The following is a 14,987-nucleotide window of genomic DNA, read 5'->3' on the forward strand; positions in this document are numbered from 1 at the left end:
TGCGGCTCCAAACGGAGGTAAGCCCGTTGCTTTTCAGCTAAAGCTCTGTAACACTTCGGTAACGGCACGCCAAGCGGTCGGGTTTCAGGGTTGAGACACGAGGCTAATGCTTCCGCAAGGAGGCAGGGAAAGCAAGAGCCCTGCAAGCTTCGGACAGAAAACGAACGGACGGCGCAAGCAGTATCTGCGCCCAGCCCAGTAGGAAGTAATCCGGAGTTAAGCTTTAAGCGTTAAGCGGTAAGCATTAAGCTGGAAGCATTTAGAACCTTTAACTGCGCACTTAGCACTTGGCTTAAAAACCTTTAAGGCTTTTGCCTTTTGCTTGCAGCTTATAGCTTTTAGCTTATAGCTATGTTTATTATACCCAAAAGCAATTTTTGGGAAATTAAAAAATTAAAAACGGCTTGGGAAAAATCCCAAGCCGCTTTGCAGTTTCAGAAGCTTATATGAACTACCCCGCAAAAGGAACAAAAAACAAAAAATCAAAAACATTCTGCTTGACGCAAAAATAATATCACATATAATATCATTACTGTTCAGAGAGGAGCATAACCCACGAATGTCAAAGGCAGAAAAACAGCGTGCCGAATTGAAAACCGCCAAATTTATGGAATGGGCAACAATAAAAGCAATGCTGTCAAGGTACGGCTTTGTGTTGTTTAAAGAACATACCGGCAGCCATTTTACATACAAACATGCAAAACTTGAAGAAATGTCGCGATATTATAATTTCAGAGGCATTTCCGCAAGGTATGCGCCGGACGGCACGATTGTGGTGGTTATGCACCACGGCAAGGTTTATAAACCTTACCTGGAAAAAATAGACACAGCTCTTGCCGATATAGAAAATTTTGAAACTGTAAAAACACCGAAAGCAGACGGAAGATAAAAAAGGAGGCTGAAGCTAAAATGTCAAAATCCATAAAAGACGCGGCATATTACATGTCGCTGAATTATGAAAAAACATTAACCGCAGTTCCTCAGGACGAGGGCGGCGGATACATAGCGGCTGTCCCTCTGTTGGGAACTTCGTCAACCAACGCATGGGGCGAAACAGAAGCAGAAGCGCTTGAAACGCTCAAAACAGTAATGCGCAACAATTTTGAATCTTGGATTGCGGGAAAATATCCCATTCCCGAACCTGAAGCAAAAGGCAAACGGTATTCCGGCAAATACCTCCTGCGCATGTCCCCTTACGTTCACGCACAGGCAGAGACAATGGCGGCGAAACAGAATATCAGCCTCAATCAGTTTCTGTGCAATGCGGTGTGCGAATATATAGGCAAAGCCTGTATGCTTTAAGATATTGCGACAACCTGCGGGCAAAAATCAGGCAGAAGAAAATAAAAAACTGCGGCTTGGGAAAAATCCCAAGCCGCTTTGTTGAGACTTATAAAGCACTGTTTCGGCTATTTTTTATCAATTCTTGTAAATACAAGCAATTTGCTGAGCAGATAATTTGACAGGATAACGATAATTTGAGCCGTAATTTTCACGGCAATGCTGTTGAAATTCATAACCGTAATAAAAATAAACAAGACAGTTTCCTCAAGAATAAGCGTCGCTATTCTGCTTCCGACGAAAGAAACAATCTCCCTGAACACCTCCGCTTTTGAACGACCCACGCTTTGAAACACCCATATTCTGTTTGTAACGTATGCAAACGCCACAGCTAATATCCACGATACTATATTTGCCGTAAGCTCGTTTATCCCAAGCTCCAAATTGCAAAACGCGTATGAAGAAACGCTGACAATGAAAGTCAGTCCGCCAAAAAACAGATATAACAAAAATTCTTTATTCTCTGTATAAAAAGCTCGAATTTTTTTCAACACAGGCAAATCCATTATTCGGTCAACCCAATCCATTTGCTGCATTATTTTATAAGCTTTGTCCCCTCTCTATTCGTTTCGGAAATTATATAGTGAGGTCTGTTCTTGGTTTCAGCATAAGTCTTGGCGAGATACTGACCTATTATACCCATACAAAAAAGCTGTACACCGCCGATAAAAGCTGTCAGACAGATTTGCGATGCCCAGCCTTGAACAGGGTCGCCAAAACAGAGTTTCCTGATTACGATAAACAGAAGGAAAAGACCCTCCAAAACTGTAATCAGCACACCAAACCACGAGGCAATACTCAGCGGCGCTTCAGAAAAATTTATAATTCCGTCAAGAGCATATTTGAACAGTTTCCAAAAACTCCACTTTGTTTCGCCGGCGACCCTTTCAATATTTTCATAAGGCAGCCAGCAGGTTTTGAACCCTATCCAGCCGAAAATTCCCTTTGAAAAACGATTATATTCGCTCATTGCGACAATAGCGCCCGACATGGAGCGTTTCATCAACCTGAAATCGCGTGCTCCGTCAACTATATCGGCATCTGAAATCTTGTTTATTATTTCATAAAATCTTCTCGCAAACCACGAGCGTATCTGAGGTTCGCCCTCCCTGCTAACGCGCCTTGTAGCAACACTGTCATAGTCGCCCGTTTCAAGAAGATCAAGCATTTTCGGCAACAGAGACGGCGGGTCTTGCATATCAGCGTCCATTACCGCCACACAATCCCCGTCCGCATTGCAAAAACCGGCATACATCGCCGCTTCTTTTCCAAAATTGCGTGAAAAGGAAATATAGCTGACGTGTCCATCCTCAGCGGAAAATTTTCTGAGCAGTGACAGTGTTTCGTCCTTTGAACCATCGTCAACACAGACCAGTTCGTAATCACACTTTATTTCCGACAAAATCCTTGTAACTGCCTCGTAAAAATAAGGCAGTGCTTCTTGTTCGTTATAGCACGGTACAACAATTGAAATTTTTTTCATAGCAGTTATTACCGAGTTGAGTCGTCATATATAACTCTAACGTTTTCTACGTTCTGCAACCCCTTGATAGTTGCACCGACATAATACTTGTTTTTTATGGCTAACAATCTTTTCGGATAATGACAGTTTATGCCAGCCTGCAAAAGCTTTGTGTGCTGACCTGGCGTAATTTCCAGGAGCCAAAAGCAATACCGCGCTTCCAAGCGCTACTCCAAGCACATACAACCCAAGACCTTTGCGGTCAAAATCTGTTTTTCGATACATAAATATCAAGTACATCGCAACGCATATATAAACCAGCGTAAGACAAGTATTCTCGTTCGTACAGCCCGCACAAATACTTAACAAAAAGAGAGTACATCTCGCGGTGAAACTTTGATTATTTTTGTAGATAATGAAAAGGTATAGAAACAGCGCAATACAAAAATTCATTACAAGATAATTGCATGCTCCAACAGTCCAAAAACAAATCTGACCGAGGTTTGGATTTGACACCCAATAAAGACAGACAACAATAAACAGTTGCCACCACTTAAATTCTGTTTTAAACAATTTATTAGGCAAATCTGCAATGATAAAACACAAAAACGTTGCAAACAGCGACATAATTATTGATACCCCGAGATGTAAAATCAAGTGCGCAACCTCGTAAAGAAATAGTTCAGAAGGGGATTTCCAGCCGAGACATTTTCTCGGTCGAGCATTTATTAACAACAACTTTTCTGTCAATTCTTCCTGTGATACTTTTCCCAAGTCTGTCTTTTTGGGGTAAAACTCTCTAAGCAATCCGTTTGCGTTTTCGTTACTGCCTCTTTGACACGCACGGTATGGATCTGCAAAATAGATGTCTATTCCAAGCATTTCAGTTATTGCTTTAGCGCAGGCAAATTCTTTGCCTCTGTCACAAGTGCCTGTTTTAAACGCTCCTTTGGGAAGTACACTATACAACTGTCTTATTGCTGTCTCCATGGAAAGTGCTGTCCTGTCCGGTATCTTTATTGCCGTATAGAGTCTTGTTTTGCGTTCTACAAAGGTAGCAAAACAGCCTTTTGCCTTTCCTCTTGAGGATACTACCGTATCCAATTCCCAATGTCCGAAGGTTTTACGGCTGCGTACTTCTTTTGGTCTTTCCGCAAGGGGGTTGCCCATTGAAAACATGCTTCTTCTATCCTTATGTCGCGCTTTTCCCTTATGCCTCAGATTTTTCTCCGTTATATTCGGCAACCGTCCCAAGTACAGCCAGTTATATATGGTCTTAGTGGAAACACGTCCTTTTGCAACTGTATTTGCTATCTGTTCTGGAGACCATGTAGCGTTTATCTTCTCTGCTATGAGATTACATAAAGGTTGTGTCGCCTTACCTTTATAACGGCAGTTTTTACGTCTTTTATGGTATCTTTCCTGTGCAATTTCACCCAAATAACAGTTGTTGTCCGAATTACGAGATATTTCTCTGTCTATGGTACTTCGGCTTCTGCCCAAATGCTTGGCTATCGCATTATGACTGAAACCAAGTTTCAGCAATTCCTGTATGCGTCCGCGTTCAAATGTGGTAATATGTGTGTAGCTCATGGCGGTCAACTCCGATAGATGTGTTTTTCGTCGAACTACATTCTATACGAAGCTGCGTCATGGGCTCATTTTTTTCGCCCGCCGGGGCAGGTCTCAGTCTATCGTACCTGCGCACTTGATTTTACATCTCGGGCTTTGCTTACAAATAATCTTGCTTGTGTTGTAAAGGATATGAAGACCTTAACCTGCAGTTACAAAATTGGCGTCACAAATCTGTCTTTTACCTTATGTCTGACCAATAACATTGATTTATCAGGCAGAAAAATTGATGATTGTCTGCTCCCCCGCTCTCTCAGAATTAAGGACAAGGCTATTGAGAACAGTCCGTTTGCCGAAATTGTTGATTTTATTTTCGTCAAAACCTATGGCAGCAGTATATATTCAGAATTAACGTATTCGGACAACACTAAAACATTACCTGATACAATCAAGTCCTTAGTTGATGCCAAATTTTTCATTCAGCAACAGCATTGATTTTGCTCTTGAAAATTGCGAGGTTGAAAGTTAAACGGCGCCGGTTTGAAAGGAATTTCGCCGACGCCGTTTTTTATATATATTCCATATATTCTTCATATCTTCACTGCCGAATTGTCTGTTTTTTTCTGAATTGTTAAGTTGTTAAATTGCCGAATTACCGCCACCGAAACGGATTTTTAGTATTAAGCGATAAGAATTAACCCTTTGCATTTTGCTTACAGCTGTAATTCCAATAAAAAATCCCTTCCGTACGGAAGGGATTTTTACAGACAACTTAAGGCTTAAATTCTGCCTGTTGCGCGGAGAACAAGTTCCGCGATAACTGCTGAGCCGATAAACGTTCCTACGAAGACAAAGAGTCCGACAAGGATAATTTTCCAGCCCTGTTTTTTGAGCAGTTCCGTATCTTTACCGATTGCAAGTCCGGCGTATGCAAGTATCGGCGTGCAGAGAACCATAAAGTTCACTTTTTTGACTGCCGCGGTGATAAATTCCGCACCGGGGAATCCCGGAATTGTCATAATGCAGCCGAGCGTAACTATGTACGCAACCGTAGGAAGTCCTTTCCACGGAATAAAATGCGCGATGATTACGCCAAGTACAACTATGAGAAGGAGAAGAAGTATTCCCGGAATTGCCGCGAGGAATCCTTCCTGGAATGACTGCATAAGGGTATAGGATTCCTTGCAGTTTCTAATCCAGTTCATCCAGTTGCCGAAAAGCGCGATGATTGTGAATAACGGGAGGAATTTTGCCATCTGACGATAATTCATAATATTACCTCCTACTTCTTTGTCGAATAGACGTTGTCATCAGCCGCAGGAACGCTCGGGGCATCTTTTACGCCCATTTTGCGAACGAGCCAGTTTGAAATCGGCAGGCTGAGGAATACGCACATGTAGGTACCGTCAAGTCCTGAAAGCATGTTGCTTGCCGCGGCATAGGCAGTAAGTATTTCTTTCTTTGCAGGGAACATTTCGGTAAGAGGCGCAAGAGCGGCGGTCATCATTGACGCGCTTCCGGTGCCTGTCGCCATCGCAAGCGCTTCCGGCGAGAAGAACCAGCCCATTGTTGAAGCGATTACAGAGCTGAGAAGGCTGCAGAATATTGCGCCGAAAACTGTGCCTGTGATGTAGACACCCATAACGCCGAAGCCTTCGGGTGAGTTGAGTCCGTATTTTTCACCGATGATTGCAAGGTTCGGTTCACGCGCGTTTGAGAACGCCGCGCCGACTGCTTCACGGCGAAGTCCGAGAAGGACTGCGACAGGAATCCCAAGGAAAACCGTGCCAATGTTGCCGAATTCCTGAAGCACAAGCGCGGCGCCGTTTTTCATAACTTCAAAGAAGTTAGGGCCAACCAATGTGCCATATCGTGCCATGAGAAGGAAGAAGGTTACACCGACGAGCGACGATGCCTGATACATATCGTCTTCGTTCAGCACCTTGAGTGATTTGATACCACAAAGGGCACCCAGCATAAATGAATAGAGAAGCGGAACAAGAACAAGCATGGCAGGACCAAGTTTGAACTTCCATGTTCCTATCAGCTCTGCGGCAATCGTAAGAATAAGTGCAAGAGTATGCAGCTTTTTATTGCGCAGCGCCTTTTCGACGAGTTCCATAAAAAATCCCCCTTTTTAGATTTTTTCTATATTTCCGAGAAGAATCTGCGATCCATCGCCGCAAGATATTCTTCCTTGGTATAGACAGGTTTGAAGTCTGCAAGAATTTCTCTCGCTTTTGAAGCGTCGTCAGCCAAAAGGTCAACGATTGACATGAGAATTGCTTTTGCTGGCATTAAAACTGCCGCCTCAAAATCAAGAACCTTGAAGTCTTTTGAATGATAGGCACCTTCAACGCCTCCGCCGAACGGGTGAATTGCGGGCATTATGTGCATGACGTCGCCCATGTCCGAAGAAGCGGCAAAAATTGTATCAGCCTGAACGTTCCCGCGTCCTGCGACAGAAACGGCATTTTCTTCAAAGACGCGGTTAAAAGCCTGTGAAGGCACGAAAGGCATATCGCCGGGGAAGGAATTGACAAGACATTCTGCACCCAGCGCATCAGCTCCCGAACGGAAAGCGCGGATAACCTTGTCAAAAATTTCGTCGATTTTTTCCGCCGTCGTCGCGCGGACGTAGCCTTCGAGCCTTACGTCGTCAGGAACGCAGTTAACAGTGTCGCCGCCCTTGGTAATTATAAAATGAACGCGCACTCTGTCTTCGTCTCTGAAGGTTTCGCGCAGCGTGTTAACGGCGTTGATACCGGCAACCGCCGCATACAGCGCGTTAATTCCCTGTTCGGGGGCAGCTGCGGCGTGCGCCTGGCGTCCCACGTATTTCAGCATGAACGTGCGGAAACCATTGCCGCCTTTCGGAATTGCGAAACCGGGGCCTTTAATGTTTTCGCCCGCATGAATCATAACTGACATATCAATGTCGTCAAAAACTCCGAGGCGGATCATTTCAGGTTTTCCGCAAAGATATTTTATTTTCCCTTCCTTGCGCATTTCATTTCTCTTTGTGATTTCTATAAATTCCTCCGCGGGTGTTCCTATAAACGCCACGGAACCTGCAAGCTCTTTACAAACTTCCGTCTTGGCAAGAGCCGATGCGGCCGCCAAAACTATTGAAGTCTGAAGATTGTGTCCGCAGGAATGTGAAGCGGCTGTTACAGGGTCTGCCATAGGGTGCGCGGCGCAGGGTACAGCGTCAAGTTCACCGAGAACGGCAATACGCGGACCTTTTTTACCACACGCAAGATCAGCGCGTACGCCTGTAAGGGCAAGACCTTTCTGCACGCTGAGTCCGAGCGCCTCAAGTTCCTTTGCAAGCATCTCTGCCGTACGCGTTTCTGCAAAGCCCAGTTCAGGATGCGCCGCTATGTCGTCTGCATAGCTCTGAACGGTGCATGCCGCAGAATCAACCGCGTCGCATAATATCTTTTTCATGCTGTCTGCGTCCAACCCAAACACCTCTCGTCTGCTGTTTCCAGCCCAAAATTTATTGATAGCATATTTTACTATAAAAACCTCCTTTTTTGTCAATCTATATTTAATAAATGTAATTTTTCCTGTTTTTTCTGTTGTCTTGACATGCAGTTTACATTGCTTATAATCAATCCTAAAGTCATTTTTGGGAGGAGGGAAAAGCTTTGCGCGCCGCCGCAATACAACTTGAAGTTGTTCCGAATAGAAGCAAAAATGAAAATATCAGGCACGCCTCTGCACTGCTTGACACATGTAAAGGCTGCGATTTTGTTGTGCTCCCTGAAATCTGGAATATCGGCTTTTACAATTTTGACAATTATTATGTCCTTGCGGAAACAGACGAAGGCGAAACAATGTCGGCAGTATCAGATGCCGCACGACGTCTCGGCGCTTACGTTTATTCCGGCACCTTCGTCGAAAAAAGAAACGGAAAATATTACAACACCGGAATACTTTTCGACAAAAAGGGCAATGCCGTTGCAAAATACAGCAAAATTCATCTGTTCGGATACCGGTCAAGAGAAACGGAACTTATTACTGCCGGCGATGAAATAACCGTTGCTGAAACAGAACTTGGCAGGATAGGACTGGCGACCTGTTACGATTTGCGTTTTCCCGAGCTTTTCAGAAAAATGACTCTTGAAATGGGCGCGGAAATTTTTGCTGTTCCGGCGGCATGGCCGCTTTCCAGGATAGAAACGTGGTCTCTGCTGCTCAGAGCACGCGCGGCGGAAAATTTCTGTCTGCTTGTTTCTTCAAACTGCACAGGCATGTATAATGGAATTCAAGGCGGCGGGAACAGTCAGATTATTGCCCCTGACGGCAGCATTGCAGCCGCCTGTTCTTTGGAAGAAACAGTTATATTCTCTGATTTCTCACTAAATGACGTTGCAGAAGCAAGACAGGCTTTTTCTGCTCTTGACGATGTAAAACTTTTATAAAACATAATATAAATTTTACACAATTTAAAAGGAGTGAAGTCAAATGTACAAGCTTTGGGAAAACTTAAAAGAACTTAAAAAAATGGAATGGGTAGAACTGTCGCACCTCATGAACAACGACAGTCCATACTGGAGCGGAATACCCGAAGGAGCTGCTGAGCTTGGCAATACTCTTTTTGACTGGGGCAATCCCATGCTGGAATGCGAAATTCAGCAGTTCAAATTTCCCGGACAATTCGGAACTCACATTGATTTTCCCGCGCATTTCATAAAGGGCGCTGAAACTGCCGAAAGCTTTACTATGAAAAACGCCGCTTTCCCGCTCTGCGTAATCGATATTTCCGAAAAAGCAGCCAAAGATCCACACTATGCGGTTACGTCAGACGATATAAAGGAATACGAAGCAGAATACGGCATAATACCTGAAGGCGCTTTTGTCGCTCTGAGAACTGACTGGTACAAAAATTGGCCTGATATGGACGCAATGTCCGGCACCGATGCTGACGGGGGAGAAAATTTTCCGGGCTGGTCACTCGATGCCATAAAATACATTTACGAAGTCCGACACGCCGCGGCAAACGGACATGAAACGCTTGATACCGATGCTTCCGCCGAGGCGGCAAAAGCAGGCGACCTTGCCTGTGAACGCTACGTTCTTGCAAACGGGCACCTTCAGATTGAAGTATTGTGCAATCTGGACAGGGTGCCGCCCGCAGGTGCCATACTTTTTGCGGCATGGCCGAATTTCGAAGGCGCAAACGGACTGCCCTGCAGAACCTTCGCTATTTTTGAAAAATAACACAGCGTACAGAAAAAGGAGCCGCAAGGCTCCTTTTTATTTTCAATGGTCGGGATGGTCGGATTCGAACCGACGACCACCTGCACCCCATGCAGGTACGCTAACCAGACTGCGCTACATCCCGTTCACAACAATGTGTATCATACTCCAGAGCCGCAATTTGGTCAAGCACAAAATAAAAAGCCTGACCGAAGTCAGGCTTTAACGCTCAAAAATTAAAGAACTATTTGTTGACGATGTCTTTAAGAGCTTTGCCGGCGCGGAATGCGGGGACTTTCTTCGCAGGAATTTTGATTGTTTTCTTGGGGTTCTGCGGGTTGCGTCCCGTACGTGCAGCGCGTTTGTTGACCTGGAATGTGCCAAATCCGACGAGCTGTACTTTTCCGCCTTTGGCGAGTTCGGCTGCGATTGTGCCAAATGTTGCTGCTACTACTTCCGTAGCTTTCTTCTTCGTGAGTTCGGCTTCTTTTGCCACTGCATTGATAAGATCTGTCTTTGTCATTGCGAGTTGCACCTCCGTAATATTGTGTGTTGCTCAAACTGTGTTTATTTTATACTTATAAATCAGTCACCGTCAAGTACCAAAATGCAAAAAATCCGTATTTTATCGCTTATTTTTGGCTTTTTATTCAGATTTTGCGCTTTTTTCCCTCAAAAATATCTTGATCGGCACCCCGTTAAAGTCCCCGAGCATTCTCAGACAGTTGTCCAGACGGCGTTTGAACGAGCTTGAGCAGAGCTGCGGATCATTCACAAAGAATATAAACGCAGGGGGCGCTCCGTCTGCCTGAGTGCAGTAGAAGAGCTTCAGGCTGTGTCCTTTTCCGTCTCCAGGCATCTGCTCAAAAGCCAGCGTCTCGCGTACAAGCCTGTTAAGCTCCGAGGTTGAAATTCTGCGCCGTCGGTTTTCTTCCACCTGAAGAATGTATTCCGGAAGTTTCCCGAGGCTTCTGCCCGAAAGCGCCGATATGTAAACGTGCGGCGCATGCTTTGCAAACGGATATTCGTCAAGCAGAAGCTCGGTCATTCCGTCGCCCTGCGCTTTTTTGTTTTCCAAATCCCACTTGTTGACAACAAGAATTATTCCCTTGCCGCGTTCAAGCACCTGTCCGACCAGCCTTTTGTCCTGTTCTGTCGCCGGATCCTGCGCATCAAGCAGCACAAGCGCAACGTGGCAGCGGTCTATTGCCTGATAGGTGCGTACGTTTGAATAATATTCTATGTTTGTATCAACCTTGCTTTTTCTTCTCAACCCTGCCGTATCAAGGAAACGGAGCTTTACACCGCTGTAATCCACTACGGAGTCCACAACATCCCTGGTTGTGCCTGCGATGTCGCTCACCATTGAGCGTTCTTCACCGGCAAAGCGGTTAAACAGCGACGATTTGCCCACGTTAGGTCTGCCGACAAGAGCTACCCTGATTTCGCCTTCGCTGTCTTCGTCAATGTCGTTTTCAGGCAGATGTGCCGATACTGCTTCTATAAGTTCGGATATTCCCGAATTATGCTCGGCGCTCGTTGAGAACACCTCGTCAAAGCCGAGAGAATAGGCTTCATAGAAGGTCTGCTCTTCAAGCTTCGTGCTGTCGAGTTTGTTCATTGCGACAACGACGGGTTTTCCGCTTTTGCGCAGCTTAAGCGCTATGTCTTCGTCAACGGGCGTTATGCCTTCGCGTCCGTCGACGACAAAAATAACGGCGTCGCTTTCCGCAAGCGCCAGGTCAACCTGTTTGGCGATAAGATCCATAAACGGATGTTCCGCAGCCGACATAATGCCGCCTGTATCAACAACGTAAAATCTTTTACCATACCATTCGGCTTCCCCGTACAGTCTGTCTCTTGTAACGCCAGGCTGGTCGTCGACTATCGCCGCGCGTTTCCCAAGTATTCTGTTAAAAATCGAGGATTTGCCCACGTTCGGGCGTCCAATTATTGCAACTATGCTCATAGGTTTTCTCCCGTTTTAATTTTTAAAGCTGTGTACAGGCGCCGGAATTCTTCCGCCTCTGTTCACAAATTCCCTGCAGCTGAAACCGTTTGTTTTCATAACAGGCGCATAGCCGAGCAACCCGCCGAATACCACGCTGTCGCCCTCTTTTTTGCCGTAGACAGGAATCAGGCGGACTGCAGTCGTTTTGTTGTTTATCATGCCTATTGCCGCTTCGTCGGCTATTATGCCGGATATCGTTTCTTCCGGAGTATCCCCCGGAATCGCAATCATGTCAAGCCCCACGGAACAAACGCAGGTCATTGCTTCAAGCTTTTCAAGGCTCAGCGCGTTTTTCTGTACCGCCTCTATCATTCCCCTGTCTTCGCTGACAGGAATAAAGGCGCCGCTCAACCCTCCGACGCACGAAGATGCCATTATTCCGCCCTTTTTGACGTTGTCGTTGAGAATAGCCAAAGCCGCGGTTGTTCCAGGGGCGCCTGCCTCTTCAAGCCCCATTTCGCGGAAAATTTCCGCAACCGAATCCCCGACGGCAGGTGTCGGCGCCAGCGACAAATCTATTATGCCAAAAGGTACTCCCAGCCGTTCGGAAGCTTCCCTGGCCACGAGCTGCCCCGTGCGCGTAATTCTGAAGGCTGTTTTCTTCACAGTTTCGCAAAGCGTTTCAAAATCGGCGCCGCGTATGCTTTCAAGCGCTTTTTTGACAACTCCGGGGCCGCTTACCCCAACGTTTATCGCGCAGTCGCCTTCGCCCGCGCCGTGAAACGCACCAGCCATAAACGGATTGTCCTCAACTGCGTTGCAGAATACGACGAATTTGGCACAGCCGAGCGAATCCTGCTTTCTTGTATTAAAGGCAAGCCGTTTTATAACGCTGCCCATCTGTTTTACGGCGTCCATGTTGATTCCCGAACGGCTTGAACCCACGTTCACCGACGAGCATACGCGTTCGGTGGCGGCAAGCGCTTCGGGAATTGAATTTATAAGCGTCTGATCAGCTTTCGTGATGCCTTTCTGAACAAGCGCGGAAAAACCTCCGATAAAGTTCACGCCGGTTTCGGCAGCCGCCCTGTCAAGCGTATGTGCAATTTCAACGTAACTGTCCGTATCGCAGGCAGAAGCGGCAAGGGCAACAGGGGTGACGGAAATTCTTTTGTTGACGATAGGAATCCCGAATTCAATTCCGATTTCGTCCCCTGTTGCGACAAGTTTCTCCGCCTTCTTTGTTATTTTGTCGTAGACTTTGGCGCAGAATTTCTTTACGTCGGGATCGGCGCAGTCAAGAATGTTGATGCCCATTGTAATCGTACGGACGTCAAGATTCTCCTCGCGTATCATCTGATTTGTGGCTCTTATTTCATGACCGCTTATCATTTTTATATCCTGTGCATTGCCTCAAAAATTTCCGTTCTCTGAAACTGTATTTTCAGTCCGAGCTCGGCGGAAAGCTTTTCCATGTCGGCGGCGATTTCCGCCGGCGTGCAGTTCATTTTGGAAATATCAACTATCATCAGCATGTCAAAATAGCCTCCGATAATCGTCTGCGAAATTTCAAGTATGTTCACGCACTTTTCGGCAAGTCTCGCGGCTACCGAGGCAACTATTCCGACGTTGTCCCTGCCCAGCACTGTGATTATAGCTTTCATTTCTGCACCTCCGTCAGTTAAGCTTCAGGAAAACCTTAGGCATTCCCCTGCGCGTGTTTTTTATATTATAGTATGGTTCAAGAATTTTTCTAAGCTCAGCGAATTTTTTTGTTCTCACAAAAAAATTATCGCTGTCTTTTCCTTCGATAAATTCCAGTTCTGTCTGCTCAAGCTTTTCTTCAAAATATCTGCCGCTGTTTTTGGGCATCTGTATTTCAAGCATAGGTACAAACGGAGGAAATTCAAATTCCCTGCGGCATTGCAGCTCTTTTTTCCAGAAAACGCCCCAGCCGCGTTTCAGCCCCTCCTGCCAGCCGCGTCCGGGCATTCTGCTCTGTACAACAACGGCTCTTTCGTCAGGATTTTTTCCGCGCCACACTGATTCCCATACAAGTCCGAAAGCGCGTTCTTTCGCGTCGTAATTCTCTCCCCGCGCTTCCGCGTCAACGTCTGCCCAACCCGCCATTCCGCAGTCAAGCGACGAAGCGAGCGACAGAATTTTTCTTGTCCCTATTATAACCGCGCCTGACGGATATTTTTCAAGCAGAGACGCCGCGGAAGGCAGTTTGCCGTCCAGCAGCAAAACTTCTCCCACGCCGCAGTACTGAAGTATGGGCAGCGCTTTTTCGTAAAGCGCCTCAAGTCCCGGCCGCACACCTTCAAGAAAACGTCCTCCGCATACGGGGCAGCATTCAGGAAGCTCTGTTTCCGAAGCACAGCCAAGGCAGACAAGCTTTCCTTTTTTTGCTTCCCAGCGGAGCGTTCCGCCGCATTTTTTGCAGTGCAGGGCTTCGCCGCATTCATCGCAGAAAATTTCTCCTGCAAAACCCTTTCTGTCAAGCAGCCACAAAGCGAATTTCCCCGCTTTTCTTGCCTTTATGGTTTCGCGCAGCAGAGGACGGCTGATTGCTATTCCGTCTTTAAGTCCTTTAAGCTCAAACGCCGAGGCATCGTGAAGGTCAACAAAAACAATCCTTTTCTGCTGCGTTTCGCCTGACTGAACATTCTGCGCGGCAGCCTTTGACGACGGGAAACGCCCTCCGAGCCAAAGCTGAGCGCCGGCAAAACGCGCCCTGACGGCAAGCAGCGAGCGCAGATGATATATCGGATACTTCTGCGTAAGCCATGCTCCGCTTTCTTCCTCATCAACAACTATGCGGGACAGCCCCTTAAGAGGCACAAAAGCGGCGGCGGGAGAACCTATGACGAAGCGGCATTCGCCGTTTTTCGCGCTTTTCCAGCATTCCCACTGCTTTTTCGGGTTTGAAGACGGAAACAGCATTCCTTCCGCTTTTTTGTCCTCAGGCAGAAGCTTCCAGAAAGCCTTTGCCGCATCCACCTCAGGAAAAAGAAAGAGCGTGCCGGAAAAATCTCCACTTTCAGAAATATACTGTTCGTAACGCTTTTCATCGCGCGGCTCGTAAAAATACTTCACCGTGCTTTTTGAATTTGTTTTGACAGCTTCGGAAAAATCCGTTTCTTCCCCGTCGAAGAAAGCCGCAGGGAGGAGGCATTTTGCAGCGCTTCCCGTTCCCGTGAACCAGTTCGCACCGAAATATTTTATCGTTTCCCAAAGCTCTGAAGAAATAACAGGCTTATCGTCGATAACGGCGGCAATATTTTTTGTTTCTTCAACGCTGTCATCTGACGCTTCGGACACGACAATGCCAACGCGCATACCCTTGCCAAGCGGCACCTTTACGCGTACACCCTCCTGAAGCTGTTTTTCATAATTGTAGGAAAGAGCCGTCCACCAGGGGCCTGGAACGGCAACGTGAATTTCGGGCAT

General features: G+C 46.5%; 14 protein-coding genes, 1 tRNA gene and 1 pseudogene. 4 read left to right on the forward strand and 12 right to left on the reverse strand.

Annotated features, from left to right (window positions below):
- The first annotated feature begins 559 nt into the window (after nt 1-559).
- Nucleotides 560-889: a hypothetical protein gene (locus KBS54_01925; protein MBQ0054889.1), complete on the forward strand. Its 330-nt coding sequence runs from the start codon at nt 560-562 to the stop codon at nt 887-889.
- A 20-nt stretch (nt 890-909) separates the two neighbouring features.
- Nucleotides 910-1,302, forward strand: a complete 393-nt coding sequence (locus KBS54_01930; GenBank protein ID MBQ0054890.1) for a toxin-antitoxin system HicB family antitoxin — start codon at nt 910-912, stop codon at nt 1,300-1,302.
- A 107-nt stretch (nt 1,303-1,409) separates the two neighbouring features.
- Here KBS54_01930 and KBS54_01935 read toward each other — a convergent pair whose 3' ends face one another.
- The 6 genes and pseudogenes from KBS54_01935 to KBS54_01960 form a co-directional block, all read right to left on the reverse strand.
- Nucleotides 1,410-1,790: a GtrA family protein gene (locus tag KBS54_01935; GenBank protein MBQ0054891.1), complete on the reverse strand. Its 381-nt coding sequence runs from the start codon at nt 1,788-1,790 to the stop codon at nt 1,410-1,412.
- An 86-nt stretch (nt 1,791-1,876) separates the two neighbouring features.
- Complete coding sequence (locus KBS54_01940) at nt 1,877-2,824, reverse strand: glycosyltransferase family 2 protein (GenBank protein ID MBQ0054892.1); 948 nt, start codon at nt 2,822-2,824, stop codon at nt 1,877-1,879.
- A 633-nt stretch (nt 2,825-3,457) separates the two neighbouring features.
- Nucleotides 3,458-4,396: pseudogene (locus tag KBS54_01945) on the reverse strand (IS30 family transposase).
- 758 nt (nt 4,397-5,154) lie between these two features.
- Complete coding sequence (locus KBS54_01950; GenBank protein ID MBQ0054893.1) at nt 5,155-5,646, reverse strand: DUF340 domain-containing protein; 492 nt, start codon at nt 5,644-5,646, stop codon at nt 5,155-5,157.
- An 11-nt stretch (nt 5,647-5,657) separates the two neighbouring features.
- A complete protein-coding gene (locus KBS54_01955) occupies nt 5,658-6,497 on the reverse strand; it encodes a DUF3100 domain-containing protein (GenBank protein ID MBQ0054894.1) in 840 nt (279 codons plus the stop codon).
- 26 nt (nt 6,498-6,523) lie between these two features.
- Complete coding sequence (locus KBS54_01960) at nt 6,524-7,825, reverse strand: amidohydrolase (protein ID MBQ0054895.1); 1,302 nt, start codon at nt 7,823-7,825, stop codon at nt 6,524-6,526.
- Between the two features lie 203 nt (nt 7,826-8,028).
- Here KBS54_01960 and KBS54_01965 point away from each other — a divergent pair, with 203 nt between their 5' ends.
- Nucleotides 8,029-8,805 carry a hypothetical protein gene (locus tag KBS54_01965; protein ID MBQ0054896.1) on the forward strand — a complete coding sequence of 259 codons (777 nt, stop codon included), beginning with the start codon at nt 8,029-8,031 and terminating at the stop codon, nt 8,803-8,805.
- A 43-nt stretch (nt 8,806-8,848) separates the two neighbouring features.
- Nucleotides 8,849-9,604 (forward strand): cyclase family protein, encoded by a 756-nt coding sequence (locus KBS54_01970; protein ID MBQ0054897.1) that lies wholly within the window; start codon nt 8,849-8,851, stop codon nt 9,602-9,604.
- Between the two features lie 46 nt (nt 9,605-9,650).
- On the opposite strand, the gene KBS54_01975 is transcribed toward KBS54_01970, so the two are convergent.
- The 6 genes from KBS54_01975 to KBS54_02000 all read right to left on the reverse strand — a co-directional run.
- Nucleotides 9,651-9,728 (reverse strand) — tRNA-Pro (locus KBS54_01975).
- 99 nt (nt 9,729-9,827) lie between these two features.
- Nucleotides 9,828-10,106, reverse strand: a complete 279-nt coding sequence (locus tag KBS54_01980; protein ID MBQ0054898.1) for an HU family DNA-binding protein — start codon at nt 10,104-10,106, stop codon at nt 9,828-9,830.
- Nucleotides 10,107-10,229: 123 nt separating this feature from the next.
- Nucleotides 10,230-11,552: a ribosome biogenesis GTPase Der gene (der, locus tag KBS54_01985; GenBank protein ID MBQ0054899.1), complete on the reverse strand. Its 1,323-nt coding sequence runs from the start codon at nt 11,550-11,552 to the stop codon at nt 10,230-10,232.
- A gap of 15 nt (nt 11,553-11,567) precedes the next feature.
- Nucleotides 11,568-12,926, reverse strand: coding sequence for a PFL family protein (locus KBS54_01990; GenBank protein MBQ0054900.1), 1,359 nt, complete (start codon nt 12,924-12,926; stop codon nt 11,568-11,570).
- A gap of 2 nt (nt 12,927-12,928) precedes the next feature.
- Nucleotides 12,929-13,198, reverse strand: coding sequence for an ACT domain-containing protein (locus KBS54_01995; GenBank protein MBQ0054901.1), 270 nt, complete (start codon nt 13,196-13,198; stop codon nt 12,929-12,931).
- A gap of 13 nt (nt 13,199-13,211) precedes the next feature.
- On the reverse strand, nt 13,212-14,987 hold a 1,776-nt coding region (locus KBS54_02000; protein ID MBQ0054902.1), incomplete at its 5' end, for a hypothetical protein.

It is taken from the genome of Candidatus Equadaptatus faecalis (assembly GCA_018065065.1).
GTDB classification, from domain to species: Bacteria; Synergistota; Synergistia; order Synergistales; family Synergistaceae; genus Equadaptatus; species Equadaptatus faecalis.

Bases quoted from the DNA above. Each gene is read 5' to 3' on its own strand.
- KBS54_01925 (MBQ0054889.1), top strand. From the start codon at position 560: ATGTCAAAGGCAGAAAAACAGCGTGCCGAATTGAAAACCGCCAAATTT.
- KBS54_01930 (MBQ0054890.1), top strand. From the start codon at position 910: ATGTCAAAATCCATAAAAGACGCGGCATATTACATGTCGCTGAATTAT.
- KBS54_01940 (MBQ0054892.1), bottom strand. From the start codon at position 2,824: ATGAAAAAAATTTCAATTGTTGTACCGTGCTATAACGAACAAGAAGCA.
- KBS54_01950 (MBQ0054893.1), bottom strand. From the start codon at position 5,646: ATGAATTATCGTCAGATGGCAAAATTCCTCCCGTTATTCACAATCATC.
- KBS54_01955 (MBQ0054894.1), bottom strand. From the start codon at position 6,497: ATGGAACTCGTCGAAAAGGCGCTGCGCAATAAAAAGCTGCATACTCTT.
- KBS54_01960 (MBQ0054895.1), bottom strand. From the start codon at position 7,825: ATGAAAAAGATATTATGCGACGCGGTTGATTCTGCGGCATGCACCGTT.
- KBS54_01970 (MBQ0054897.1), top strand. From the start codon at position 8,849: ATGTACAAGCTTTGGGAAAACTTAAAAGAACTTAAAAAAATGGAATGG.
- KBS54_01980 (MBQ0054898.1), bottom strand. From the start codon at position 10,106: ATGACAAAGACAGATCTTATCAATGCAGTGGCAAAAGAAGCCGAACTC.
- der (MBQ0054899.1), bottom strand. From the start codon at position 11,552: ATGAGCATAGTTGCAATAATTGGACGCCCGAACGTGGGCAAATCCTCG.
- KBS54_01990 (MBQ0054900.1), bottom strand. From the start codon at position 12,926: ATGATAAGCGGTCATGAAATAAGAGCCACAAATCAGATGATACGCGAG.
- KBS54_01995 (MBQ0054901.1), bottom strand. From the start codon at position 13,198: ATGAAAGCTATAATCACAGTGCTGGGCAGGGACAACGTCGGAATAGTT.